The sequence below is a fragment of the Allobosea lupini genome (genome assembly GCF_900109525.1).
Lineage (GTDB): Bacteria > Pseudomonadota > Alphaproteobacteria > Rhizobiales > Beijerinckiaceae > Allobosea > Allobosea lupini.
Genome location: NZ_FOAN01000003.1, coordinates 242,061 through 266,341, shown reverse-complemented (window position 1 = coordinate 266,341; position 24,281 = coordinate 242,061). Strand labels below are relative to the sequence as shown.

General features: G+C 67.7%; 18 protein-coding genes. 10 read left to right on the top strand and 8 right to left on the bottom strand.

Annotated features, from left to right (window positions below; all coding sequences use genetic code 11):
- Window positions 1-6 precede the first annotated feature (6 nt).
- Entirely contained in the window at window positions 7-864 is an 858-nt protein-coding gene (gene motA / locus BMZ21_RS10625) for a flagellar motor stator protein MotA (RefSeq protein WP_091833153.1), read from the bottom strand.
- A 152-nt stretch (window positions 865-1,016) separates the two neighbouring features.
- Between motA and BMZ21_RS10620 the strand changes: the two genes are divergently transcribed.
- Window positions 1,017-1,793 (top strand): aromatic amino acid lyase, encoded by a 777-nt coding sequence (locus tag BMZ21_RS10620; protein WP_091833150.1) that lies wholly within the window; start codon window positions 1,017-1,019, stop codon window positions 1,791-1,793.
- 4 nt (window positions 1,794-1,797) lie between these two features.
- Here BMZ21_RS10620 and BMZ21_RS10615 read toward each other — a convergent pair whose 3' ends face one another.
- The 7 genes from BMZ21_RS10615 to BMZ21_RS10585 all read right to left on the bottom strand — a co-directional run bounded on the left by BMZ21_RS10615 (window position 1,798) and on the right by BMZ21_RS10585 (window position 11,240).
- The gene (locus BMZ21_RS10615) at window positions 1,798-4,281 is read right to left on the bottom strand and encodes a glycoside hydrolase family 2 protein (RefSeq protein ID WP_091833147.1); all 2,484 of its coding nucleotides are present in this window, start codon (window positions 4,279-4,281) and stop codon (window positions 1,798-1,800) included.
- A 3-nt stretch (window positions 4,282-4,284) separates the two neighbouring features.
- Entirely contained in the window at window positions 4,285-5,298 is a 1,014-nt protein-coding gene (locus tag BMZ21_RS10610) for a DUF1839 family protein (protein ID WP_244543825.1), read from the bottom strand.
- A 5-nt stretch (window positions 5,299-5,303) separates the two neighbouring features.
- Window positions 5,304-6,224, bottom strand: coding sequence for an amino acid--[acyl-carrier-protein] ligase (locus tag BMZ21_RS10605; RefSeq protein WP_091833143.1), 921 nt, complete (start codon window positions 6,222-6,224; stop codon window positions 5,304-5,306).
- Window positions 6,225-6,228: 4 nt separating this feature from the next.
- Window positions 6,229-7,464 (bottom strand): acyl-CoA dehydrogenase family protein, encoded by a 1,236-nt coding sequence (locus BMZ21_RS10600; protein ID WP_280141476.1) that lies wholly within the window; start codon window positions 7,462-7,464, stop codon window positions 6,229-6,231.
- Complete coding sequence (locus BMZ21_RS10595; protein ID WP_091833139.1) at window positions 7,464-7,709, bottom strand: acyl carrier protein; 246 nt, start codon at window positions 7,707-7,709, stop codon at window positions 7,464-7,466. Before BMZ21_RS10595 ends, BMZ21_RS10600 begins: the two co-directional genes overlap by 1 nt.
- A 286-nt stretch (window positions 7,710-7,995) precedes the next feature.
- On the bottom strand, window positions 7,996-9,252 hold the full coding sequence (locus tag BMZ21_RS10590) for a UDP-phosphate alpha N-acetylglucosaminyltransferase (RefSeq protein WP_143079685.1): 1,257 nt from the start codon (window positions 9,250-9,252) through the stop codon (window positions 7,996-7,998).
- Entirely contained in the window at window positions 9,249-11,240 is a 1,992-nt protein-coding gene (locus tag BMZ21_RS10585) for a GumC family protein (RefSeq protein ID WP_167561600.1), read from the bottom strand. The genes BMZ21_RS10590 and BMZ21_RS10585 overlap by 4 nt, the downstream gene beginning before the upstream one ends.
- 425 nt (window positions 11,241-11,665) lie before the next feature.
- Here BMZ21_RS10585 and BMZ21_RS10580 point away from each other — a divergent pair, with 425 nt between their 5' ends.
- The 9 genes from BMZ21_RS10580 to BMZ21_RS10540 all read left to right on the top strand — a co-directional run bounded on the left by BMZ21_RS10580 (window position 11,666) and on the right by BMZ21_RS10540 (window position 24,187).
- Entirely contained in the window at window positions 11,666-12,892 is a 1,227-nt protein-coding gene (locus BMZ21_RS10580) for a glycosyltransferase family 4 protein (protein WP_091833129.1), read from the top strand.
- Window positions 12,889-14,271, top strand: a complete 1,383-nt coding sequence (locus tag BMZ21_RS10575; protein WP_091833126.1) for a lipopolysaccharide biosynthesis protein — start codon at window positions 12,889-12,891, stop codon at window positions 14,269-14,271. The genes BMZ21_RS10580 and BMZ21_RS10575 overlap by 4 nt, the downstream gene beginning before the upstream one ends.
- Window positions 14,268-16,052: an alpha/beta fold hydrolase gene (locus BMZ21_RS10570; protein ID WP_167561599.1), complete on the top strand. Its 1,785-nt coding sequence runs from the start codon at window positions 14,268-14,270 to the stop codon at window positions 16,050-16,052. The genes BMZ21_RS10575 and BMZ21_RS10570 overlap by 4 nt, the downstream gene beginning before the upstream one ends.
- Window positions 16,049-17,077, top strand: a complete 1,029-nt coding sequence (locus BMZ21_RS30800) for a glycoside hydrolase family 5 protein (RefSeq protein WP_244543794.1) — start codon at window positions 16,049-16,051, stop codon at window positions 17,075-17,077. Before BMZ21_RS10570 ends, BMZ21_RS30800 begins: the two co-directional genes overlap by 4 nt.
- The gene (locus BMZ21_RS10560; protein WP_244543793.1) at window positions 17,074-18,225 is read left to right on the top strand and encodes a glycosyltransferase family 4 protein; all 1,152 of its coding nucleotides are present in this window, start codon (window positions 17,074-17,076) and stop codon (window positions 18,223-18,225) included. The genes BMZ21_RS30800 and BMZ21_RS10560 overlap by 4 nt, the downstream gene beginning before the upstream one ends.
- Before the next feature lie 126 nt (window positions 18,226-18,351).
- Entirely contained in the window at window positions 18,352-19,059 is a 708-nt protein-coding gene (locus BMZ21_RS10555) for a GntR family transcriptional regulator (protein ID WP_091833113.1), read from the top strand.
- 82 nt (window positions 19,060-19,141) lie between these two features.
- The gene (locus tag BMZ21_RS10550) at window positions 19,142-20,725 is read left to right on the top strand and encodes an ABC transporter substrate-binding protein (RefSeq protein ID WP_091833109.1); all 1,584 of its coding nucleotides are present in this window, start codon (window positions 19,142-19,144) and stop codon (window positions 20,723-20,725) included.
- A gap of 66 nt (window positions 20,726-20,791) precedes the next feature.
- Window positions 20,792-22,387, top strand: a complete 1,596-nt coding sequence (gene ggt, locus BMZ21_RS10545) for a gamma-glutamyltransferase (RefSeq protein ID WP_091833106.1) — start codon at window positions 20,792-20,794, stop codon at window positions 22,385-22,387.
- A gap of 96 nt (window positions 22,388-22,483) precedes the next feature.
- A complete protein-coding gene (locus BMZ21_RS10540) occupies window positions 22,484-24,187 on the top strand; it encodes an IlvD/Edd family dehydratase (RefSeq protein WP_091833103.1) in 1,704 nt (567 codons plus the stop codon).
- Window positions 24,188-24,281 lie beyond the last annotated feature (94 nt).

Sequence of the window (24,281 nt, the reverse complement as noted above, 5' to 3'; positions counted from 1 at the left end):
CAGCCTTTAGGCGGCCAGTTTGGCGGTTGCCGCTTCCACTTCGCTGAAGGTCGGGCGGACGTCGCTCATCAGGGCCTTGCGGGCAAACTCGACCGCCATCACCGGCGGCTGGCCGCTGATATGGGCGAGTAGACCCGCCTTGAGCGACTGAAAGTATTTGGCTTCCGCCTCGAAGGTGCTCTTGAGCGACGCCGCCATGGGCGCGAAAAAGCCGTAGGCGACGAAGACGCCGAAGAAGGTGCCGACGAGCGCGCCGCCGATCAGATGTCCCAGTACCTCCGGCGGCTCCTTGATCGCCCCCATCGTCTTGATCACGCCGAGCACGGCGGCGACGATGCCGAGCGCCGGCGTTCCGTCGGCGAGCGACTGCATGGCCGAGACGAGACGCTCCTGCTCCTGGTGGTGCGTCTCCAGCTCCTCGTCCATGAGAGCGTCGATCTCGTGGGCGTTGTTGGCGCCCAGTGTCAGCATCCGCATGTAGTCGCAGACGAACTCGACGGCATGATGGTTCGCGGCGAATGTCGGGAAGGCATTGAACAGCGTCGATTTCTCGGGATTTTCAATGTGTTCCTCGACGGCGAGCATGCCCTTCTGCTTCACGAGCTTGTACAGGGAATACTGCATCCCCAGCAGCTCGACATAGCATTCCTGCTTGTACTTGGAGCCCTTCATGATCGTGCCGAGCATGGACGGCACGGCCTTGAGGACCGGCGCGGGATTGCCGATGACGAAGGCACCGATCGCTGCACCGAGGATGATGACGAACTCGAACGGCTGCCAGAGGACCAGGACATGTCCACCCATGGCCGCGTAACTGCCGAAGACGCAGACGAAGACAATAATTGCGCCGACGATCAGCCGCATGGTGTGTCACCCTCGCACCGCAGCAGCTACAGCCCGCGCGAAGCCACCACTCCCTTGAAGGAAATGACTGATCAAGGTTAAGGGCGAGTTAGGGGCATGGCAGGCTTGGGGCGACAAATTGGCCCAGGGGTGCAAATCGGTCCGATCGCGACATTCGTCACGTCAGGCAACCCGATCAGCCAAAGCCGAATGGAAGACGGGAGCACGGCCCAGGCGAACCCGGGCCAAGCTCTGCAGCGATTGTCCGGACACTAGGCAGGGGCGGTGCACCTCCCTCGGGAAGGCGCCGCCGATCTGCAGCGCAGCCTCGACCTCTGGAGCCTGATCGGCGCGTTCAGCATGGAGGGAGGAGGGAGGAGCGCTCGCTGGTCTCGGTCGCCAATTTCGACACGGTCTCGCTCTCGATGGCGCTCGACATCGCCCGCCTCGCCTTCGCGCCGGTGGTGACGGCGTCAGCAGAGCGCGTCGCCAAGCAGGTCGATTCCTTCTGGTCGGGGCTGACGGTCGGGCTGATCGAAGAGGATGGCGTCGGCCTGCCAGGCTTCAACGGCCTCGCCCAGGTCCACAAGGCGATTACCTCGGAGGCGCGGCTGGCGACGGCTCCGGTGGTTCAGGAGCTCGCCAGCTCGAGCCATTCCAACGGCAATCTCGACCGGGCGGGCATGGCGACCTTCGCGGCGCGCAAGACGATGGAAGTGGCGGGCCTGTGCAAATCGATCGCCGGAGTCGAACTGATGGTCGCGGCTCAGGCGACCCAGAGCCGCAAGGCGGCGCCGCTCGGCGCCATCACCGGCAAGCTCTTCGCTTTGGTGCGCGAGGCGGCCCCCTTCGCCGCGGCCGGCGACCGCGTGCCGCATCTCGATCCGCTGCTGCGGCATGTCGAGGCGAGGCGCAAAGAGATCGACGCCCTTGTCGGCGCGGACGGCTGAGCGTTCACGCCCCCACGGCGTAACTGGCGTGGTCGATCGCGTTGACCGCGCGGACCTCGCCGGAGGGCTCACTGCTGGTGCCCGGACGGCGAGTTATGCGGACTCGCCGCGGCTCGCCGGGCGCGAGATGGAACCAGCTGTGTTCCGGCCGCCAGCCGTGATCGACGATCTCGACCGATTGCGCCAAGCGCTGGGTCGAGAGGACGAGGCTCCAGTCGTCGCCCTCGCACTCCAGCTTTGCGGCGAGCCCGCAATGATGGCGTTCATGGCCGCGCCCGAGCGGGAAATGAAAAGCCTCGGCCAAGACCTTGCCGCTCGCAGCATCGCGCAGCACCGCGGAGGTCACGTCATGGCCGGGCGGGCCGAAGCGATAGGCATAGGCGATGTCGAAGAAGCGGCCGATCAGCTCAAAGGCGGAGAGTGTCGTCGCCGAGTGCGGCCCGAGCGCGACCTCGCGCTTCGCCTGGAAGACAGCAACTTCACCGGCACGCCAGCAAGTCAATTCGACGGTTGCAGTCAGCGGCTCCGGGCACTCGTTCAGGACATGCAGGCCGAGGCCGTTGACGCCCTCGTCGGTCAGCGCGAGCTGGACCGGGCGGAAGGCGCGGGCGAGCCCGTGCCAGGCCGATTTCGGTTCGCCGTCGCTGGCGATTACGCCCCAGCCGGCGCCAGGTTGCAGGTCCTGCAGAAGCCAGACCAGCGCACCCCGCGTGGGCGAGGCCGGCCGGCGCCATTCGGCGAAGGTTTCCTCCATCACCTCAGCGACGACCGCCCGCGACAGGGCGAAATAGCGCTCCGGATCCTCTCGCCGCAAACGCGCCGGTTCAAGCCCGTAGAGCCGCTCGAGATAGTGGTCGCGCACATCCTCGAAATCCCAGGAGGCGCCGGCGTCACGCGGGACGGCACGCTTCCAATCGGGATGATGGGTGATCGCCGGCGGCTTGCCGGCGCGCAACGAGACCTCCTCCGGCACATTGGCGAAGGCGAGACTCTCGGCGGCGAAGCGGACATTGGCGCGGCGGGCATCGTCGAGCCCGCGCATATAAGCGCCGACCCCGTAATAATGCGTCACGCCCTTGTCGGCGACGAAGGGCAGCGGCCCGCCCGAGGGCGAGTTCGGGACATAGGCGATGTCCGGCCTGAAAGTGGCGACCGCATCCGGCAGCACCTCGTCGAAGACAGGGCCGGACCAGGCTTCGGCCGGCGCGCCCAGCATCGCCGACTGCTGGAAGACCTCGCTGCCGCCGCAGAGCACGGCGAGGCTCGGCGAGCCCTGCGTCCGGCCGAGCAGCGCTTCGACCTCCGCCGTGATCGCGGCACGAAAGCCGGCATCGCCCTGCGGATAGTCGAAATTGGCGAGCATCATCTCCTGCCAGACCATGATGCCGAGTTCGTCGCAGAGCGCGAAGAAGGCCTCGCCCTCATAGGTCATCACGCCGGGCAGGCGGATCATGTTCATGCCGGCCTCGCGCGCCAGCCGGAGCCAGGGCTCGTAGGCCGCACGGCCGCCGGCCAGCGTGGTGACGTCGGCATTGCTCCAGCAGGCGCCACGGCAGAACACCGGCACGCCGTTGACGATCAGGCCGAAGCCCTCGCCATCATCGCCGCGATCGACTTCGAGCGAGCGGAAGCCGACACGGCCGAGATCGATCGTCTCGCCATCCAGCATGAGCGTGAGAGCATGCAGCGCCGGCTCGCCATGGGTATGCGGGAACCAGGGCGCGATGCCGGGCAAGGATAATGTGCCGGCTAATCGCCTGTCACCATCCGCGTGCAAGGCCGCTTCGTCGCCGGCGCAGCGCATGATCGCGCGAGCCGGCAACGCCGCGTTCGCGGCCAGCGTGAGACTGAGCGTGATGGTGCCGGTCTGCCCATCATAGCGCGTGCGCAGATCGACGGCTTCGAACCTCGGCGCATTCGCCTCGCTCTCGATCCGCAGCACCGGCCGGTACGGGCCGGTCGGCAGGCCGGGCGGGCACCAGCCCGGCATCGAGCCGAGCGCACTGGTGCGGAACCAGCGCAGGCCGTTGGGCTGGATCATCGCCGGCCGCCAGCGGGACCGGCGCGGGGCAGCGGCAAGCTTCGGGGCGAGTGCGCGGAAGCACAGCGCGATCTGGGTTCCGGCCGGGCAATCCACGGCAAGCTCGACGGGCGCGAACATCGAGGCGCTATCGGCCTGCTTGACGCCGCCGACCCAGATCTCGGTAACGGTCGCCAGCCCCTCGAAACGCACGCGTCCATTCAGGGCTTCCGTCAGCCGCGTGCGATACCAGTGATCCTGCTGGCCGATCGCATTGGCGCTGGCATCGTCGAGCCGGCCGAGGGCGCGCAGCGTCCCGACGACCGTGCCGGGTACTGCGGCCTCCTGCCAATCGCCGGCCTCCGGCAGATCGGCGGGCGTTGCGGCGGCATCGGCAGCCGTCGCGAGCCAGGACCAGCCTGCGAGCGGCTCTAGCCGTTCACCGCTACGCGCGACGATGCGGGCCATGGCTCAGCCGGGGAAGCGCTGCCCGAGCGCCTCGCTGACCTGATCGTGCTCACCGACGAGGCCGGCGAGCGTCGCGTCGAAACGCTCGAAGCGCTTCTGCTTCATCGCCCTGGCGAGATGGAACTGCGCCACCTTGGCACCCTCGGCGATACGCAGGGAACCATCGCGGGCGGCCTCCAGCCCATCGACCGACTGGCTGAGCCAAGTCAGATGGCTGGCGAGCAGTTCGAAATTGGCGCCGAGCTGGCGCAGCGTGTTGAAGGCGTAATGGTGAAACGCCGAGCCCGGCCGCTCGGCCAGCGCCTCGGCCTGCGCGGTCGCGACTGCCCGAAAGGCTGCGACGGGATTGTCGCTCGGCCGGCGCGCGACATGGCGGGCGAGCAGCTTCAACGCGGCGGCGCGCAAAGCCGCCTCGTCCGGCCGACGCGGCGGCAGCCGCACCATCTCGGCATAGGGGAAGAGGGTGTCGTCGTGCATCTGTCCAGGCAGCAGCCGGAACAGCCCGTCGAAATCCTCGCCTTCGGCCCGGTGCAGACCGTCATTGTGGAAATAGTCGAGCTCGCGGGCGGCGCGGTCCAGCCGGTTCACCGCGATCGTCGTCTTGCCGTGGCTGTCGCGATAGGAGACGCCGCGGGTATCGGGCATGTAGAAGGAATCGAGTTCGAGCAGGACGAGACGGCCGAGCCCGATCTGCTGCTCGATATGGCCGATCAGATCGTCATAGAGCGCGAGTTCGGTCACCCTGAGGCCGTAGAGCGCCTCGAGGTCATCGAGCGGCGGCTTGAAGAAGGTGAACTGGTCGCCCTCGAAATCCTGCGTGATCGTGAAACCGAAGGCCGCCGCCGGCTCCAGGCCGAGCGCATGTAGGATCTCGATCCAGAGGTCGGCATAGCAATTGGTCTGCGGCCAGTGCCGCTCGCCGGCATGCATGGCATGCCGGTCATAGGCGAGCGGATCGATCGGCAGGAGCCGGCCCGCCATGGCGGCGGGCGCGGCGATCCTGTGCTGGGCCGTCATCGCGCTCACGGCCAGAGCACGTTGCGGACCGAAGCCGGCCAGCGCTCGACATCGTAGCCATGGTGCTTGAACAGGGCGAGGGCGACCCGCTCCATGCCGAAGCCGACGCAGGCGGTGTGGGCGGTCTCGCCGGCGGCGGTCTCAATGCCCCAGGTCGTGCCGAAATGGTCCTGATGGTAGTTGAAGGAGAGGCAGGCGGTCGGCTTCTCCTCGCTCTCGATCGGGATCAGGAGCTCGAATTTCAGGCGCTGGTCGCGCTGGTTGTTGGCGAGCATGCGTCCGGCGCGGCCGAAGAACGGATCGTTGGCGACGTCGAGATTGAGCGGCACGCCGAGCGAAGCCATCATCGCCTGGCCACGGTCCAGCCAGGTCGCGCGGAATTCGGTGACCTGCTCGGGCGTGCCGAAGCGGACATATTCGCGCATCCGGAAGAGCTGCATCCGGGCCGGGTCCTTCGAGGGCTCGTGCCGGAAGCAATAGGACTGGAGATCGAACAGCGCGCCCTCGGTCTTGAGCGGGCCGCGCTTGGCGACGACCGGATAGAGGGGGTAGCAGGCGGCCGGGGTCAGCACGACCTCGGTCGAGATCTGCCCGTCAGTCCAGTCGACGCCGTCGGCCACATTGTGCAGCAACTGGGCATGAGCACGCTCGTCGCCGGCAAAGGAATGCACGGTGCCGGCGAGCTGCGGGAAGCTCTTGAGATAGCCGCTCTTCTCGAAATGCTTGCGGCTCATCGCCGGCGGAAAGCGCACGATCTCGGCGCCGTCCTGCCCGCCATGGCGGGTGATCAGGTCGTCGAAGCGGGCGATCACCTCCTCGAACAGGCCGCTGCGGCCATAGAGGCCGTCGACGCCGGTGTCGATCAGCAGGCCGCTATCGATCAGTTCCGCGAGGAAACCCTGCGGCTGGGGGCAGTTCTGGCACATGCGATCACCTGGAAAGGCTGGGGTCGTGCTTGTAGACCGCCAGCAGGTTGGAGGTGTTGCCGAGGATTCGGTCGTTGTTGATCATGATCGGCGCCGAGAGCGCATCGCGCATCAGGCGCGCCAGGCTGGCTGGGCTGTCATTGCGATAGCCCTGGATGCCGCAGATCAGGAAGGCCTGCATCACGATCTCGCCGACGCTCTGCGAGGCCACGACCTTGATGCTGTTCATCGCCACGACGAAGCCCATCGAAGAGAGTTCGTCGGCATCGCCGCGGGCGCGCTCGTAGCGGTCGAGCCCGGCGACGACCAGCGCCTTGAACTGCTGCAGGCGGGCGAGCAGCTCGGCCAGGCGCAGCGCGCTCGGCGGTGTCGAGCCCGGGCGCTTGCGGGCCTCGCTGCGCACGAAGCCCTCGGCACGGGCGACGGCCTCGGCCGCGATGCCGTACCAGACCGAGGCCCAGAGCAGATGCGCGTTGGGGAGCATCGACTGCGCTGCGATCTCGGCGAAGGAGACCGGGATGATCTGCTCGGCAGGCGCGCGCCCGGAGAAGGTGAAGTTGTCGGAGCAGGTGCCGCGCATGCCCATGGTGTCCCAGGCGGCGCTGCGCTCCAGCGTGTACTGGTCCTTGGTCAGGACGGACATGACCTGATCGGAGGGCGGCGCCTCTGGCGTGCGCCGCGAGGTGATCAGGATGGCGTCGGCCTGCGCGCCGTAGGAGATCAGGCAGCCTTCCTTGTCGAGAGTGAAGTCGTCGCCCTCGCGGACCACGCCGCAGATCGAGGAGCGCAGGTCGCCGCCGACGCCGCCACCCTCGGTCGTGGCCGAGGCGAGCAGCAGCTGCTCGCGGGCGATGCGCGCCATGAAGGATGCGTGCCAGGGATCGTCGTTGCAATGCACGACCAGGCTCGACGCCTTGATCTGGTGCATCGCGTAGATCATGCCGGTCGAGGCGCAGGCCTGAGCCAGCACAGAGCAGATCTCGGCGATGGTCGCGTGGCTTGCCTGCTCGCCGCCATGGGCCGCCGGGATCATGATGCCGAGAAGGCGCTCGCGCTTCAGCGCCTCGAAGGCCTCGTGCGGGAAGCGCGACTTCGCATCGACATCGCCGGCATGCTCGGCCGCGATCTTGGCGATCTTGCGCGCCTTGGCGATCATCGCCTTCTGCGCCTCGGCGCTGGCGCCGGTCGCTTCCGAGGTGAGCTGGTAGCCGGCTTCGGCCAGGCGGGCGAGCGTCGTCATCAGACGTGCTCGCTCTGGATGGTGCGGATCGCGCTCTCGATCGCGGCGATCGAGGCGAAGTTGCGCCGGTTCATCATGTTGTCGGGGAATTCGACCTCGAAGGCCTCTTCGAGCGCCATCATCAGCTCGACCGTGCCGAAGGAGGTCAGGCCGGCATTATAGAGATCTGCCTCGTCGGCGAGGGTTGCGACATCGACCGGCAGCTTGCCGGTGGTCTTGAGGATTTCGCGGATCCTGGTCTTCATCTTTCGGTCCTGCCCTGTCTGATGCCATCGCTGCTGCGGTGCAGCCCCGTCTTGGCTCCGTCCTCGGCGTGCGGCGGCAAACGCTGGCGCAGGGCGCTCGCGATCACCTCAGGGACGCTTAGGTCGGTTGGTTTAACGCCGTGTTGTTCGTTGCGTCAGGCCTAACGCATAAAATTTAAAGTTACCTTGCGCCTGCCGTAGAATGACTGGCAGAAGCGTCGCACAGCCCGACGTCTGGAGATGTGGTAAACGGTGGATTGCCGCGAATACTCGATTTTTAGTGAATTCAGCCGGGCGTTGCCGCGGAATAGTTGGGAACCATGCTGCGCTCGGCGATAGGTGCGGGCTCAGGCCCGGCATCGGCATCGCTCGACCCTGTCATGAACCAGAGCAGAGCCGCGGTCTTGATCGAGTAGACGGAGTCGCTGACGATCATCAAAAGGCAGATATAAGTCGCGACACAGACCTTGAAGCGCCAGGCTTGCGGCGACCTCTCCGGCGCGAAGATGAACAGACTCCAGAAGCCGATGACGCCGAAGAGCCCGATCTGGTTCAGCGAATAGGCATAGCCGGAATCCGACAGGAAGGGCTTGTCGGGCGACAGGCCGAAGACCGCGGCCGGCGACAACGAGGTGATGAGGCGCGACGTCCAGAGCATGCGGCCGGCGAAGTTGTTCTGCCAGTTCACCTCGGCGCTGACGAAGCCGTAGATGGCAAAGCCGATCAGCATGACGAAGGGCGCCACCAGCCAGACGAAGCGCGGCGTGATCGGCGCGGCGAGATAGGCGACGGTCGCGACGATGCAGACATTGGCGCCGAAGCGGGAATCGCTGAGCACGATCGCGGTCATGCCCGCGGCCATGGTCAGCCAGCGTTTGGCCATCTGCGGACGATTCAGCGCCCAGATATAGAGGATCGCGCCGAAATTGCCGGTCGAGATCGGCTCCAGGAAGACCGATGAGGCGCGGTGGGGCCCGAGGAATGGCAGCAGCGTCCGCGAATCCGGACGCAGGCCGCTGGCGAAGAGCGCGCCAGTCTGGCTGCTGACGTCGCTTGGCGCGACCGTGCCGCGCGCGACATAGTATTTGATGATGTTGAAATAGGTGACGTAGAGGTCGAGGGCGAGGAACTCGAACAGGCCGAAGACGACGACGATGAGCCCGCTGATCAGGGCAGCGCGATCGGCCAGGCGCGGATCGCTGCAGCTCTTGCCGAGCAGATAGAAGGCGACCGGAATCAGGAAGTCGCGCACCGCCTTGGGGTCGATCAGCGGCCGCATCGCCATCAGCAGCACGGCATAGGAGAAGAACACCGCCAGCAGCAGATAGGGCGCGGCATTGCGGCCGAGGCCGAGATAGAGCGCGGTCGCGACCAGCACGACCTCGCACCCCATCACCATGGTGTCGTTGATGCCCATGACGTTGGTGTTGATGAAGCACAACGCCATGTTGAAGGTGAGCGCGCCGATCAGCAGCGCGAGCGGCAGGATCGGCATCGGGCGGGTCGGGTCGACGCCACCGGCCATCGCCGCCTGCCTGGTCACGCGGCCGCCTGCGCCGGGCGGCGCAGCCAACGCGACGCCAGGCCCCGCACCCCGGCTCCGGCATCCTCGGGAACGACGAGCGCGACGATGTGCTCGCCGACCGGATCGATCGCCGCCGCCTGATCGACGAGACTGCGCGGGGTTTCGCCCGTCAGGGACGAAGCAAGCACGATCGCGTCCGGACGTGCACCCGCCTTGCCGTCCGAAGGAGAGGTTTGCCGCATGATGATGAAATTGCGCCGCCGCCCGGGCCTGGCCGTGGCCGAGGCGGCTGGCTCGATCCGGCGGATGTTCATGTCGCGGCCCGAGCCGTCCTGGCAGAGCAGAACGCTCTCGCCATGCGCCGCCAGGCTGTTGGCGAGATGTTCGGCGAGCGCCGCCTGCGTCGCATCGTCGACCGAGCCCGCGATCATCACGGAGGCCGGCAGATGCGGGCCGAGCGTCCGCTGCAGCAGGCGTGTCACAGGTATGAGCGCATCCTCGCGACGGGCGGCAGCGGCCGGCAGCGACACCACCGTGCCGACCCCGATCGCCCGACCGGCGGCTTCCGGCGTCAACGCTGCCATCGGCTTCAGCCGCTCGGGCATGATCCGCGAGGATGGTAGCCATTCCAGCAGATAGGCGATGCCGAGGCCGGCGCAGGCGCCGAAAAGCAGGGCTGCGGCGAGCACGATGGGAGCCGGCGGCTTCGTCGGCTGCGCCGGCGCGACCGCTTCCGACAGCATGCGCGAATTGTTGGTCTCGATCCGCTTCTGCTGCTCCAGCTCCTTGGCGCGCTGCAGCGAGGCACTGTAGACGACGCGCACCGCCTCGGCCTCGCTCTCGAGCTGGCGCAGCTTGATCTGCGCGGCGCCGCTGACCTCCTGCGATTTTGTCAGCTCGGTCGCCCGTTTCCTGAGATTGGCGAGATTGGCCTCGCTCTGGCGATAGCTTTCCTGCACGGTCGAACGCAGGCGGGCGAGCTCTCCGGACAGCAGCCTGCGCGTTTCGGCGAGCTCGGCCCGGATCTCGATCAGGCGCGGATGCTGCGGCGCGAGCGTCTGGGCAAGGCTCGCCGCCTCGCGCGCGCTCTGGGCGTATTGCCCCCTGAGCGAGGTCACCACCGAGGAGGTGAGCGCCTCCGGCAGGGTGTCGGACAAGGGATCGCGGCTCTGATAGCGGGCGAGCTGGTCGCGCCTTGCCTGCTGGCGCGCGAACTCGGCCTCCGCCTGGCTGATCTGGCCATAGAGGTCGCGCAATTGCTGGGAGACGATGAGCCCGCCCTCGCCCGTGCTGACGAGGCTGTGCTGGCTGCGGAAGCTCTGGACGGCGCGCTCGGCTTCGTCGAGCTGCGTGCGCAGGCCGGCGATCTGGCCGATCAGCGAGATGTTGGCGCGCTCGACGACAGCACGGCGGCCATCATTGCCCTGGCGGAAATAGGCCTGGGCCAGCCCATTGGCGATGTCGGCCGCCTTTTGCGCCTGCGGATGCGAGACGGTGATGCGGAAGACCAGCGAGTTGTCGACGCGCTGGATCACGATCGCCTTCTTGAGCGCATCGACCGCCTGGGCCAGGCGCTGCTCCGGCGTCGGCTGCACCAGCCTGCCGAGCAGGCGCGAGACCAGCCCCGGCGGCCGGACGAAAGCGGGATCGTTCTCGAGGTCCAGCTCCTCGATCAGCTGGCGCAGCACGCCGGTGGAGGTCATCACCAGCGCCTGGCTGTCGACATTGGCGAAGTCGATCGAGGCCGAGGTGTCGGTGCGCACGATGTCCTTGCCGACGACCTGCAGCGCCTGCGGGTCGACGAGCAGTTCGGCGGTCGCGCGATAGACCGGGACCTGCACCGCAAGATAGGCGAGCGCGAACAGCAGGCAGATCGCGGCACTGGCGATCACCAGCCAGCGGCGGCGGCGCAGCAGCTGGAGCAATTCGGACAGACTGAAAGCGGCGGAGTCGCGGTCCTTCGCCGGCGCCTCCTCCCGTCTCCCCGCCTCGAACGCAGCCGACACCACAAGCCTCCTCGATCCGGCCCGGCACGGCGCATCCACGGCCGGACGCGCCGACGGCTCGGCTGGAATTCCACCGCGCATCCTGCCGAGGCGTAGTTAACATTTCGGCAACAGACTCAGGGCGATTTGATTCAAGTATTCAATCAATCAGCCCGCCGAAAATTAACTACACGGCCAAAGCATTTTCAATGAGCTGTTCCGCTCCGGGGACGCCGATGATAGTTCAACATTTACGAAAATCAGCGTGACCGGAACGATTTTTCGACCGCCCTACCTGTGGCCTGCGCGATCCCGTTCACGCCTCGTTTACAACACGAAGAAATCCCCCGGGCACGCCAACCTTTGCTTAGCCCGCGCCGGGTATTGCTGCCCTTGGGAAAGGCCGCCCCGGCAAACGCGCCGTGACGAGGACGAGTCCAGACAGCATGCGTATCCTGATGGCCTGTGCAGCGTTCCCGCCCTTCATCGACGGCGGCGGGCCGATCTCGGCGATGATCGTCGCCAAGCTGCTGCTCGCGGCCGGCCATGACCTGACCGTTGTCAACGTCTCCGGCGAGGACAGGCACGAGACCTATGACGGCGTGCCGGTGCACCGCCTGCGCTCGCTCAACATCGACTGGAACTACCGGCTGCCTCGGCCAGGCTGGAAGAAAGCGATCTGGCACGCACTAGAGAACTTCAATCCGCGCGCCTTTTTCGTCATGCGTCGCGAGATCAGGCGCCTACGCCCCGACATCGTGCTGACCGACTCGATCGAGAACATCAATGTCGCGACCTGGGCGGCGGCGAAAAGCTGCGGCGTGCCGGTCGCGCATATCCTGCGCAGCACCTTCCTGCTCTGCTGGAAGGGCAGCATGTGGAAGGGCAACGACAATTGCGGACGCGCCTGCGGTTCCTGCCAGGTGAGCTCCTACGGCAAGAAATTGAACTCGCGCTTCGTCGACGCCGTGATCGGCGAGACCGATTTCATCATCGGCCGCCACACCGAGCACGGCTATTTCCCGAACGCGACGACGCACGCCATTCCCGGCGCGATCGCGCCCGTGCCCGGCGCTCTGCCCCGCTCAGCTCCGCCGGCGGAGCGCCCGCTACGCATCGGCTTCATCGGCGTACACGACCCGATCAAGGGCCTCGACACGCTGGCCGCAGCCGCGCAACGGCTCGCCGGCGAACCGGTCGAGTTCCTGATCGCCGGCACCGGCCAGAGCGACTACGCCAAGGCGCTGCCCGGGCGCTTCCCGGCGCACAACACCCGCTTCCTCGGCTGGACCAAGCCGGATGCCTTCCTGCCCGAGATCGACGTCCTCGCCGTTCCCTCGCTGTTCCGCGAGCCGTTCGGGCGGGTGGTGATCGAGGCTTTCGCCCATGGCGTGCCGGTGATCGGCGCCAGGTCCGGCGGCATCTCCGAGACGATCCAAACGGGCGTCAATGGCGCCCTGTTCGAGCCGGGTGACGATGCCGCGCTGGCGGCGCAGATCACGGCCTACGCCCGGGATCGCGGGCTCGTCGCGGTGCAATCGGCCGGCGCGCTCGCCGCCGCCGCCCGCTACAGCCCGGACCGGATCGCCGCCGCCTACGGCGCCGTCTTCGATGGCCTCGTCGGCAAGCCGGCCGGGACCGCGCTCCTGCAGCCGCGGGAGGCGCGGCCGTGAGGGAATTGCTCGATCTCGCCTGGACCGGGGCCGGCCGCTTCCTGCCGGCCTTCTCGTCGCGCTTCAGCAGCACGCTGCTGAGCTTCCTCGTGCTGCTGGCCGCGAGCCATTTCCTGCCGACCTCGGAATACGGGCTCTATGTCTTCCTGTTCTCGATCGGCAGCGCGCTCGGCCTGATCGCCGTGCTCGGCCAGCAGATCCTGGTGGTGAAGCATTATCGCCGGGCCGAGGCGAGTGGCCATCCGCTCAACCAGGCCCTCCTCGGCGTCAACGCGCGCTGGCTCGCGCTCGGCTGCTTCGTGCTGCTGGCGGCGGCGCTGCCGCTCTGGCTCTTCGCCGACCGGCTGCCGCCGACCTACCACTATCTCTGGCTCGCCTTCGTCTTCGCCGCGATCTTCGCGCTGAGCGAGTACCTCCAGAACTATTTCCGCATCCATGGCCGCATCAACATGTCACTGGTGCCGCGCGAGATCGTCTGGCGCGGCAGCTCGATCCTGTTGATCGCCGGTGCCGGGTTCGTCGGCCTCCTCGGCGGCGGCGCGGGCGCCATGGCGATCATCACCGGACTGCTCGCCGCCACGACGCTCTATCAGAGCGTCTGCTTCCTCCAGGACGAGGGGGTGGGTTGGCTCAAGGCGCGTGACCAGGTGCCGGCCGAGACCCATGGCGAGTGGCGCCGGGAAAGCGGCTATTTCATCGCCAACAACGTGCTGAACTCGGCCTCGGCCTATCTCGAGACGATCCTGATCGGCGCGCTGCTCGGGCTGAACGAAGCCGGCTTCTATTTCGTCGCGCTGCGGATTTCGATGCTGCTGCTGCTGCCGCTGGCAGCGATCGATACGGTCGGCATCCCGATGATCGCCGCCCGCTTCCAGAAATCCGACACGGCCGGGGCGCAACTGCTGATCGGGCGGCTCTCCTTCGCCAGCTTCTGCATCTCGCTGCTGGGTGCGCTGGCGCTCGCCGTGGTGGCGCCCTTCATCCTGCATCTGTTCAATCCGGAGTTCGTCCAGCACGAGAACGTTCTGGTCGCGCTCTGCGTGATGTCGGTCTCGCTCGCCTTCTTCGGCCCCGGTTCCTGGCTGCTGATGATCGGCGGCGGCGAGCGCTTCTTCCTGATCGCGCGGGCGATCATGTTCGTCCTCTATCTCGGCCTGCTCTATGCGCTGGCGCGGGTCGGCGGGCTGATGGGCATCGCCATCGCCGGGCTGATCTTCAGCACGGCGTCCAGCCTCGCCGCCTGGTACTGGATCAAGCAGAAATGGCGGATCGACAACATGGCGACCGCCTTCTTCCGGCCCTTCCTCTTCGGCGGCGCGCCGCAGGACCAGCCAGACCCGCTGCCGCCCGGCCGCGCCAGCGAAGGAGCCGGCCGATGACGGCAGCTGCAGCCTATCGTATCGATCCGGCCGGCGAGGCGAGGACGGCCCCATCGCCTTTCGGCACGCCCGTGACCTTCGGCGGCAGCATGGGCATGCTCCATGCCGGCCGCGCCCCGGTCGCAGTGCTGATGCTCGGCGCCATCGGCTATGAGGAGCTCTGCCTGCGCGCGACCTGGCGCAGCCTGGCGCAGGCGATCTCCGACAGGGGCATCGCCTGCCTGCGCTTCGACTATCCCGGCCAGGGCGACGCCCATGAAGCCGCCGATGTGCAGGGGCTGGACGACTGGTTCGAGACCATCCGCGCCGCCGCCGACCTGCTGCGGCACGCCAGCGGCTGCGAGCGCCTCGTGCTGCTCGGCCAGGGGCTCGGCGGCACGCTGGCGCTCAAGCTCGCCGAGCAGCTCGCGCCGGTCGCGGCCAGCGTGCTGATGGCGCCGGTCGGCAACGGCAAGCGCTATCTGCGCGAGCTCTCGGCCTGGACGCGGATCGTCTCGGACCGGATCGGCATCGGCACCGACCCCGACGACGATACACGCTGCGCCGTGGCGGGCCTGCGCATCGCGCCCGGCCGCCTGCCGGCGATCGCGACGCTCGGCACGGCAGCGCTCCGACAGGCGCCGTCCGAGCAGATTCTGCTGCTGTCGCGGCCGGGCCATGGTGGCGACGCGGCACTCGCCGAGGCACTCACCGGTCTCGGCGCCACCGTGACGCAGCGCGACTATGACGGCTATGAGACGCTGACGACCGACCCGACCGCGGCGCGCCCGCCAATGGCGACCATAGCCGGGATCGTCGACTGGATCGCCGAGCGGGCGGCGGCTGCCGGCTCTGCTCGCGCCGACATCGGGACGTCGCAATTGCCCGGCCCGGCGGAAGGCCTGCTCGGCGATGGTTTCATCGAACGGCCGATCCGCTTCGGCCCGGATGGCCGGCTCTTCGGCGTGCTCTGCGAGCCGCTCGGGCCGGCAGCGCGCGAAACCATCGTCTTCGTCAATGCCGGCCGCGACTACCATATCGGCTGGGCCCGGGTCAGCGTCAGCCAGGCGCGCGCCTTCGGCCAGCGCGGCGTCGCCTCATTGCGCTTCGACGCCAGCAGCGTCGGCGACAGCGGCGTCGCCGCTGACGGGCCGGAGGAGATCCTCTACTCGCAGGCGCAGATCGACGATGTCCGCCTCGCCATCGATGCCATGCAGGCGCGCGGCTTCGACGCACCCGTCCTGATCGGGCGCTGCAGCGGCGCCTATGCCGCCTTCCATGCCGCCGTCGTCGACGAGCGCATCCGCCGCCTCGTCATCGTCAACAATGAGCGCTTCGTCTGGGATCCCGACGAGAGCGTCGAGGATGCAATCCGCTATGCCCATCGCAGCGCCGGCGACCTCGGCGCGACATTGGCCCGCAAGGACGGCTTGCGCCGCCTGCTCACCGGCAAGCTCCGGGTCGGACCGGCCGGGCGCTATCTGATCTGGCGCTATCGCAAACGGCTCTCGGTCAAGCTCGCGCCACTGCTCGGGCGCCTCACCAAGCATGGCCGGCTCCACCACCAGTGCCATCGCCATTTCGCGACGCTCGCGGCACGCAATGTCGAGCTCTCGCTGCTCTATGCCGATGGCGATGTCGGCCTCGCCGAGCTCGAGACCTATTTCGGCGAAGCCGGCAAGGGGCTTGCCGCCTATCCGAACACCTCGCTGACCATGCTGGCCGACGCCGACCACAATTTCACGCATCTCGCCGCCGGCCGCCGGCTGCTCGATGCGCTCATCCGGATCGTCACGCCGTGAGACTGCCTGTTCTTGCCCTGGCCTTGCTCGCCACCTTGCCGGCGCGGGCCGAGACCTGTCTGCGCGGCGTCAACCTGTCTGGCGCCGAGTTCGGCGACACCCCCGGCAAGGTCGACACCGACTATACCTATCCGAGCGAAGAGGCGATCCAGCGGCTCGGCAAGCTCGGCGCCAGTGCCATCCGCCTGCCTTTCCGCTGGGAACGCATCCAGCCTGACCTCAATGGCGGGCTCGACATCATGGAGCTGGCCTATCTCGACCAGACGGTCCGCCGGATCAACGAGGCTGGGCTGATCGCCATCATCGACCTCCACAATTACGGCTACTATGCCAAGAAGCAGCTCGGCTCGAAGGAGCTGCCGGCCGAAGCGCTCGCGGATGTCTGGCGCCGGCTCGCCGAGCATTATCGCGAACGGCCCAAGCTCGTCTTCTCGCTGATGAACGAGCCCTACGACATCACCAGCGCGAACTGGGCGAAGATCCAGAACGTCGCCATCGCCGCGATCCGCAAGGCCGGCGCCAAGCAGCTCCTGCTGGTCACCGGCACGGCCTTCGGCGGCGCCCATAGCTGGACCTCCGACCTGCCGGTCGGCAACAACGGCCGCGACCTCCTCGGCGTCGTCGACCCGCTCGATCGCTACGCCTACGACTTCCATCAATATCTCGACGCCGACTATTCCGGCCGTGCAGCGGAATGCTCGGCCGCGGCCGGTGCGCTGAAAGCGATCGACGACGTCACCGCTTGGCTCAAGGCCAATGACCGCCGCGGCTTCCTCGGCGAGTTCGCGGCCTCGAACAAGCCGGAATGCCTGACCGCACTCCGGCAGATGGTGGCGAAGGTCGACGCCAGCCCGCAGCAATGGCTGGGCTGGACCGCCTGGGGCGCCGGGCCCTGGTGGCCGGCGGACTACATCTTCAACCTCGAACCGACCAAGGCGGGCGAGCGCCCGCAGATGAGGGTGCTGCTCGAACGCCTGAAGGCGAAGCGCCCCAGCGCCGTTTGCGGCCGGGAGGCCAAGCCGTGACCGCTCCATTCTCCCATCGCGCCGCGCCCGCTCTGCCGGCGGGCACGCGCGTCATTCATGTCGTGCGCCAGTTCCTGCCCAATCGCGGCGGGCTGGAAGACGTCGTCGCCAATCTCTGCCGGGCGCAGCTGGCGCTCGGCCTCAAGCCCTCGGTGGTGACGCTCGACCGCCTGTTCTCGCGGCCGGAGCTCGTCCTGCCGGCGAGCGAGGTGATCGACGGCATCCCGATCACCCGCATCCCCTTCCGCGGCTCGACGCGCTATCCGCTCGCTCCCGAGGTGTTCAAGCACCTGCGCGAGGCCGATCTCGTCCATGTCCACGCGATCGACTTCTTCTTCGATGCGCTCGCTCTGGGCTGGCTGCTGCATCGCAAGCCGCTCGTCGCCACCACCCATGGCGGCTTCTTCCACACCAGCGACTTTGCCGGCCTGAAGAAGCTCTGGTTCAACGGCCCGACCCGGCTCTCGGCACAGGTCTATCGCGGTATCGCCGGCTGCAGCACGAACGATGCCCGCATGTTCGAGCGGCTCGCGCCCGGCAAGGTCCGGGTGATCGAGAACGGCGTCGACCTCGACAAGTTCGCCGGTGCCTCCAGTCCCGACCCGCAAAGGCGCCTGGTCAGCATCGGCCGCTTCTCCAAGAACAAGCGGCCGGACCGGCTGATCGCGACGATGGCGGCCCTGGCGCGGCGCGATCCATCCTGGCATCTCGACATGCTCGGCGTCGCCTCGGATTGGACCGAAGAAGCGCTGCACAAGGCGATCGCAGACGCCGGCATGGAGCAGAACGTCACCCTTCATCTCGGCCTCGACGATGCCGCGGCAAGGCAGGTGATGAGCCGCGCCTCGCTCTTCGTCTCGGCTTCGGAGTTCGAGGGTTTCGGCCTTGCCCTGGTCGAGGCGATGAGCGCCGGCCTGGTGCCGGTCGTCCAGCCCAATGCGGCCTTCGCTGGCCTCGCCAGCAAGTTCCCGGTTGTTCGGACCGTCGATTTCGCCGATGCGGAGGAGGCTGCCCTGGCCGTCGAGCAGGCTCATGCCGACCTCGTCCGCTATCCCGGCAATACGCGCCCGCGTCTTTCGAACCTCGCATCCTATTCCTGGCACGAGGTCGCCCGCCGCTATCTCGAATTCTACACCGCCGCGCTCTGACCCTCCGACGCCATCGCGCTGTCGCCGCGCAAGCCCCCTTGCGTATCGTCTGATTCTAGCTTTGTAATAGTGGATACACTCATACAAAGTGGCTGAGCGAGTGCAGATGGCTTGCGGGGAAACGGGATGAGCTTCGCCTCGAAAGGCATGGCTGCGACGGCGCAGGACGAGGCCTATCGCGCCATTCTCCAGGACATCCGCAGCGGCCGCTATCAGCCTGGCGAGCGCCTGATCCCGGAGACGATCGCGCGCGAGCTCGCCATGAGCCGCATGCCGGTGCGCGAAGCCTTCCAGCGCCTCGCCAATGAAGGCCTCGTCCTGATCCGCCCCAATCGCGGTTGCGTCGTCTCCGGCCTGACGATCGACGAGATCTACGAACTCTTCGAAATCCGCTCCGTGCTGGAGGGTCTCGCGGTTCGCCTCGCCATGCCGCGCTTCGATGCAGCGGCGCTCGCCGAGCTCGACGACCACGTCGCCCGCATGCACCGCGCCGGTGCGGCCGGCGGCGGCGACTGGCTCGGCCGTCACCAGGAATTCCACGCCTATATCTGCGGCCTCAGCCGGCGGCCCAAGCTGATCGCCCAGATCGCAGCGCTGCACATCGCCGTCGAGCCCTATATGCGCGTCTGGCTCCACCATGTCGCCCAACCCGCCCACGCGACCGAGCGCCAGGACGAGGTTGTCGAGGCGATCAGGACCGGCGACGCCGAGCATGCCGAGGCGGTGATGCGCGAGCACGTCCTGCGCACCGCGCCGCGCCTCGCCGAGTTCCTGCGCAAACGCAGTCAGGCAGCAGGAGCGTCTTCGGCGCTTCCGGCGAGCACCCAGCCCTGAACCGAACGATCGAGCGGCTCGCCAGAAGGCCGCTCCGACGAGGGACACCCAAGGCTCAACCAAAACAACGAGGGGGTCCATAATGGATCGACGCCAGTTCCTGAAAGCCTCGGCCGCGGCTGCCTTCCTGCCGGCCGCGCCGCATCTCGCCAGCGCGCAGGATGCCAAGACCTTGCGCTTCGTGCCCTATTCCGACGTCGCGATCATCGATCCGATCTGGACCAACGGCTATTCGACCCGCACCCACGCGCTGCTGGTCTGGGACACGCTCTACGGGCTCGACGACCAGTTCCAGCCGCAACCGCAAATGGTCGAGGGCCATGTCGTCGAGGAGGACGGCAAACGCTGGACGCTGACGCTGCGGCCCGGCCTGGTCTTCCATGACGGCAGCAAGGTGCTGGCGCGCGACGCCGTCGCCTCGATCAAGCGCTGGGGCGCCCGCGACACCTTCGGCCAGGCGCTGATGGCCGCGACCGACGAGCTTTCCGCGCCCGATGATCGTACCATCGTCTTCCGGCTGAAGGCGCCCTTCCCGCATCTGCCGGCGGCGCTCGCCCGCCCGAGCGCGCTCGTCGCCGCGATCATGCCAGAGCGCCTCGCCGCAACCGACCCGTTCAAGCAGATCCCGGAGGCGATCGGCAGCGGCCCCTATCGCTATCTCACTGCCGAGCGCATCGCCGGCGCCCGCCATGTCTATGCCAGGCACGAGGGTTACGTCCCGCGCCAGGGCACGCCGAGCTTCACCGCCGGCCCGCGCACGCCCTATCTCGACCGCATTGAGTTCACCGTCATGCCCGATGCCGCGACCGCGGTTGCGGCATTGCAGACCGGCGCGGTCGATTGGGTCGAGCAGCCGATCATCGACCTGCTGCCGCTGCTGCGGAAGGACCCGAACATCACCGTCGAGGTCAAGGACCGGACCGGAATGGCCGGGCAGCTCAGGCTCAACCATCTGCAGCCGCCCTTCAACAATCCGGCGGTGCGCCGCGTCATCCTCCAGGCGATCGACCAGGAGGAGTGCATGAACGCGGTCTGCGGCGGCGATCCGCAGGTCGAGCGCGGCAGCATCGGCTTCTTCCCGAACAACTCGCCGATGGCATCCGACGTCGCGGGCAAGGTCCTGAAGGGCCCCAAGGATTTCGGCAAACTCAAGCAGGAGCTCGCTGCGGCCGGCTACAAGGGCGAGCGCGCCGTCTTCCTTGCGGCGCAGGACGTGCCGCGCATCGCCCTGGTCTGTGACGTCGCGGCGGATGCGCTGCGCAAGATCGGCGTCAATGTCGACTTCGTCGCCGCAGACTGGGGCACCGTCCTCCAGCGCATCAGCAGCCGCAACCCGGTCGAGCAGGGCGGCTGGAGCTGCTATGTCACCTATTGGGCCGGGCTCGATCTCGGCTCGCCGGCGACGAGCTCGCCTTTGCGTGGCAACGGCGCCAAGGGCAGCCCGGGCTGGCCCGACAGCCCCCAGATCGAGGCACTTCGCGCCCGCTTCCTGACCGCTGCCGACTCGGCGCAGCAGAAGGCGATCGCCCGCGAGATCGAGCTGCAGGCGATGCAGGACGTGCCTTACGTCCCGGCCGGGCAGTACCTCCAGCCGGTTGCCTACCGCAAGAACCTGACCGGCATGCTGAACGGCGTCCCGGTCTTCACCAATCTGCGCAAGGGCTGAGCGCCCTTCGCCTCCTTCCCCATGGCCGGCGACCAGCGCCGGCCAGATTTCCACGAAAGCCAGCCTATGCGTGATCTCGAGCTTCCCGGCCGCTCCCTCGCAATCAGCCGCAATGCGATGGCGGCGACCTCGCATCCCGCCTCGACGCTCGCCGCGCTCGACATCATGAAGGCTGGCGGTAACGCCATCGACGCAGCGATCGCCGCCTGCGCCGTGCAATGCGTCGTCGAGGCCGGCTCGACCGGCGTCGGCGGCGACTGCTTCGTGCTCTATTCGCAGGGCGGATCGACCGATGTCATCGCCTATAACGGCTCGGGCCGCACGCCCGCCGCCGCGACGCTGGATTGGTACGCGAAGGCCGGCATCACCACGCTGGAGCGGCACTCCCCGCATGCCGTCACCGTGCCTGGCGCGATCGACGCCTGGACTCGGCTCGTCAAGGACCATGGCCGCCTGCCGCTGGCCGAGGTCCTCGCGCCCGCCATCGCCTATGCCCGCGACGGCTATGCGCTGACACCGCGCGTCGCCTACGATCTCGCCGCCCAGCACGAGCTGCTGATCAAGGACGCCAACGCGGCCGCGACCTTCCTCGTCGACGGCAAGGCTCCGCTGGCCGGCACGGTCCAGCGTCAGCCGGCTCTCGCCAAGACGCTCGAAGCGATCGGCCGCGAGGGCCGCGACGCCTTCTATCGCGGCGAGATCGCCAGAGAGATGGTCGATTATCTCCAGGCCGCCGGCGGCCTGCACACGGCGGACGATTTCGCCGCCGCCGAGGGCGAGTACGTCACGCCCGTCAGCGCGACCTTCCGTGGCCGCACAGTCTATGAGTGCCCGCCGAACGGCCAGGGCGTGATCGCATTACTGATCATGAAGATCCTCGAGCGCTTCAAGCCGAAGGGTGGCCCGCTCGTGGTCGAGAACCTGCATATCGAGCTGGAGGCGACCCGGCTCGCCTATGCCGCGCGCGACCGCTTCCTGGCAGACGCCGCCAAAGCCGAGGTGCCGGTCGAGCACCTGCTCTCGGATGCGCTCGCCGACGAACTCGCCGGGATGATCGATCCCGATCGCGCCCTAGATCCGTTGCCGGTCATCCCCGGCGGGGCCGAGCACAAGGACACCGTCTATATCAGCGTCGTCGACAAGGACCGCAACGCCGTCTCCTTCATCAACTCGATCTTCTCGCCCTATGGCAGCGGGCTGATGACCAAAAAGTCCGGCGTGCTCTTCCACAATCGCGGCCAGAGCTTCGTGCTGAAGCAGGGTCACCCGAACGCGATCGCCCCGCGCAAGCGTCCGATGCACACGATCATCCCCGGCATGCTCGCCGAGAACGGCCGCGTCGTCATGCCCTTCGGCGTGATGGGCGGGCACTACCAGGCGATGGGCCATGCCCATTTCCTGGCGAAGCTGTTCGACCACGGCCTCGATTTGCAGGAGGCGATCGACCTGCCGCGCCTCTTCCCCCTGCCGGGCACGAACACGGTGGAGGCGGAGGCACGCCTGCGCGAGAGCGTCGGCGCGGCCCTCACGGCGCGTGGCTTCAAGGTCGAGGTGCCGAAATCGCCGATGGGCGGCGCCCAGGCGGTCTGGATCGACTGGGAGAAGGGCACGCTGACCGGCGGCTCCGATCCGCGCAAGGACGGCTGCGCCCTCGGCTACTGAGTGTCCAGTGCGAGGCCGCCCTGCATGAGGCGGCCTCGACAGCGCCCGCAATCCCGGCAAGCTTCTTCTTCAGCACAGGTCGAGGGAGGAGCACGCATGGCGGGCGAGGAACCGAAGGCGCGCGGCATCGCCGGCGGGCTGACCAATTACGGCGACCCAGACTTCGCCGCCTATCTGCGCCGCTCCTTCGCCCGCTCGATGGGCTACTCCGACGAAGCCCTGGCCCGGCCGATCGTCGGCATCGCCAATACCTATAGCGGTTTCAACAACTGCCACCGTCACTTCCCCGAACTGCTGGAGGCGGTGAAGCGCGGCGTGCTGATGGCCGGTGGCCTGCCCGTCGAGTTCCCGACCATTTCGCTCGGCGAGGTCTTCCTCAACCCGACCAGCCTGAAATTCCGCAACCTGATGGCGATGGGCACGGAGGAAATGATCCGGGCCCAGCCGATCGATGCCGTCGTGCTGATGGGCGGCTGCGACAAGACCGTGCCGGCGCAGTTGATGGCGGCGCTCTCGGCCAATGTCCCGACCGTCCAGCTCGTCGGCGGGCCGATGTCGACCGGCCGCCACAAGGGCGAGCGCCTGGGCGCCTGCACCGATTGCCGCCGCTTCTGGGCCCGTTTCCGCGCCGGCGAAATCGACCAGGAGGAGATCGACGTGGTCGAAGGCCGGCTCGCCACCACGGCCGGCACCTGCGCGGTGATGGGCACCGCCTCGACCATGGCCTGCATCGCCGAAACTCTGGGGCTCGCTTTGCCGCGCTCGGCCGCGATTCCCGCCGTCCATGCCGACCGGCTGCGTTGCGCCGAGGCAAGCGGCAAGCGCGCCGTCGAACTGATCGGCACGCAAACGCTGCTGCCGCGCCAGATCGTCACCGAGCAGGCGATCGAGAACGCCTGGCGCGTGCTGCTGGCCATCTCCGGCTCGACCAATGCCGTCGTCCATCTCACGGCCATCGCCCGCCGCGCCGGGATCAAGGTCGACCTCAACCGCCTCAACCGGCTCTCCGACGAGACGCCGGTTCTGGTGAACCTGAAGCCGGTCGGGAACAACTACATGGAGGATTTCTTCGCCGGTGGCGGCGTGCCGGCCGTGCTGAAGGAGTTGCGCGACTTGCTCCATCTCGACTGCCTGAGCGTGACCGGGCAGACGCTGCGCGAATTGATCGACGCTCCCCTCGTCGACCAGGTCGATCGCGCCATCATCCGCCCGCGCGAAGACCCGGTCGATCCCGATGGCGGCCTCGTCGCCGTGTTCGGCTCGCTCGCCCCGCGCGGCGCCATCGTCAAGCGCGCCGCGGCCGAGAAGCGCCTGCTGGAGCATGAGGGCCGCGCCGTCGTCTTCTCATCACTGGAGGACCTCTCGGCCCGCATCGACGATCCCGATCTCGATGTCGGCCTAGACGATATCCTCGTCCTGCAGAACGCCGGCCCGAAGAGCGCCGCCGCCATGCCGGAAGCCGGCTATCTGCCGATCCCGCGCAAGCTCGCGGCCAAGGGTGTCAAGGACATGGTCCGCATCTCCGATGCCCGCATGTCCGGCACCGCCTATGGCGCGATCGTGTTGCATGTCGCGCCGGAGGCGGCGGTCGGCGGCCCGCTGGCGCTGGTCCGGGATGGCGACCGCATCCGGCTCAGCGTCGCAGAGCGGAAGCTCGACCTTCTGGTCGACGAGGCCGAGCTCGAAGCGCGCCGGGCTGCCTTGCCGCAGCCCCCGGCCAGAGAACGGCGCGGCTATGATCGGCTTTATGACGAGCACGTGCTCCAGGCCGACGAAGGTGTCGATTTCGACTTCTGCTGAGCTGTCGTCATCGCGAGCGCAGCGAAGCGATCGATGGGGAACAAGCCACTTCGCCCTGCCGCTCCTGGGTTGCTTCGCTGCGCTCGCAATGACG

Bases quoted from the DNA above. Each gene is read 5' to 3' on its own strand.
- motA (WP_091833153.1), bottom strand. From the start codon at position 864: ATGCGGCTGATCGTCGGCGCAATTATTGTCTTCGTCTGCGTCTTCGGC.
- BMZ21_RS10615 (WP_091833147.1), bottom strand. From the start codon at position 4,281: ATGGCCCGCATCGTCGCGCGTAGCGGTGAACGGCTAGAGCCGCTCGCA.
- BMZ21_RS10610 (WP_244543825.1), bottom strand. From the start codon at position 5,298: ATGACGGCCCAGCACAGGATCGCCGCGCCCGCCGCCATGGCGGGCCGG.
- BMZ21_RS10605 (WP_091833143.1), bottom strand. From the start codon at position 6,224: ATGTGCCAGAACTGCCCCCAGCCGCAGGGTTTCCTCGCGGAACTGATC.
- BMZ21_RS10600 (WP_280141476.1), bottom strand. From the start codon at position 7,464: ATGACGACGCTCGCCCGCCTGGCCGAAGCCGGCTACCAGCTCACCTCG.
- BMZ21_RS10595 (WP_091833139.1), bottom strand. From the start codon at position 7,709: ATGAAGACCAGGATCCGCGAAATCCTCAAGACCACCGGCAAGCTGCCG.
- BMZ21_RS10580 (WP_091833129.1), top strand. From the start codon at position 11,666: ATGCGTATCCTGATGGCCTGTGCAGCGTTCCCGCCCTTCATCGACGGC.
- BMZ21_RS10570 (WP_167561599.1), top strand. From the start codon at position 14,268: ATGACGGCAGCTGCAGCCTATCGTATCGATCCGGCCGGCGAGGCGAGG.
- BMZ21_RS10555 (WP_091833113.1), top strand. From the start codon at position 18,352: ATGAGCTTCGCCTCGAAAGGCATGGCTGCGACGGCGCAGGACGAGGCC.
- BMZ21_RS10550 (WP_091833109.1), top strand. From the start codon at position 19,142: ATGGATCGACGCCAGTTCCTGAAAGCCTCGGCCGCGGCTGCCTTCCTG.
- ggt (WP_091833106.1), top strand. From the start codon at position 20,792: ATGCGTGATCTCGAGCTTCCCGGCCGCTCCCTCGCAATCAGCCGCAAT.
- BMZ21_RS10540 (WP_091833103.1), top strand. From the start codon at position 22,484: ATGGCGGGCGAGGAACCGAAGGCGCGCGGCATCGCCGGCGGGCTGACC.